The organism is Rhizobacter sp. P3_B12 (genome assembly GCF_056402895.1).
On the sequence record NZ_JBFUGN010001464.1, the window covers coordinates 1 to 1,053 of the forward strand.

1 protein-coding gene is annotated in these 1,053 nt (G+C 69.8%); it reads left to right on the forward strand.

Going from position 1 to position 1,053, the window contains the following annotated elements; genetic code table 11:
- Positions 1-993: ATP-binding protein (locus AC1D01_RS36110; RefSeq protein WP_477874542.1), on the forward strand; the 993-nt coding region annotated here is incomplete at its 5' end.
- Between the last annotated feature and the right edge of the window lie 60 nt (positions 994-1,053).

The following is a 1,053-nucleotide window of genomic DNA, read 5'->3' on the forward strand; positions in this document are numbered from 1 at the left end:
TTGCCGGAGAGCTGGGTGGAGGCCTCGCTGCTGCTGCGGCCGCGGCCGGCGCCACTGCTGGTGATCCAGGCCGAGATCGAGCCGGGTGGCTGGCTGCTGCTGGCGACGACCTTGCCGGACCCGTACTTCCTCGACAACGCGAACCCGCTGAGCAGCGACCGGCTGCTGCTGCAGGGGGCGACGCTGATGACGGTGCTGGTTCTGGTGCTGCTGGTGGCGCGCAGCCTGACGCGGCCGCTGTCGCGGCTGGCGCAGGCGGCCAGCGAGTTCGGCAACGCGATGCACCCGAACCAGGTGCCGGAGACCGGCACGGTGGAGCTGCAGCGCACGGCGCGCGCCTTCAACGAGATGCAGGCGCGCATCCAGCGTTTCGTGGAGGACCGGGAGCGGCTGTTCGGCAGCATCTCGCACGACCTGAAGACGCCGATCATGCGCTTGAAGCTGCGCACCGAGCTGCTGGACGACGACGCGGTGCGGGCCGATTTCCACGAGGACCTGGACGAGCTGGACATGATGGTCAAGGGCGCGTTGCAGAGCGTGAAGGACAGCGACGTGCACGAGAACCTGGCCGAGGTGCGGCTGGACCGGCTGGTGGAGCGGCTGACATCGGCAGCGCTGGCTTCGGGCGCGAAGATCGCGGTGTCGCTGCCGCCGATCGCGGTGACGGGCCGGCCGCTGGCGCTGAAGCGTGCGTTGGGCAACCTGATCGACAACGGCCTGCGCTACGGGCGCGAGATCGAGGTCGGCGCCGAGCTGGGCGACGGCAAGTGCTCGGTGCTGGTGCGGGATCACGGGCCGGGGCTGCCGGAGGATTCGCTCGAGGAGATCTTCGAGCCCTACGTGCGGCTGGAGCACGGGCGTGCCCTGCATGCCGACGGGTCGGGGCTCGGGTTGTCGATTGCGCGTCGGATTGCGCGTGAGCACGGCGGGGATGTGCGGCTGCGCAATCATCCGGATGGCGGGCTTGTGGCTGCTCTGAGCTTGCCGGCTTGATCGCCTACCCCGTTCGCCCTGAGCAGGGACCGAGCTTGTCGAGGGCCCGTGTCGAAGGGT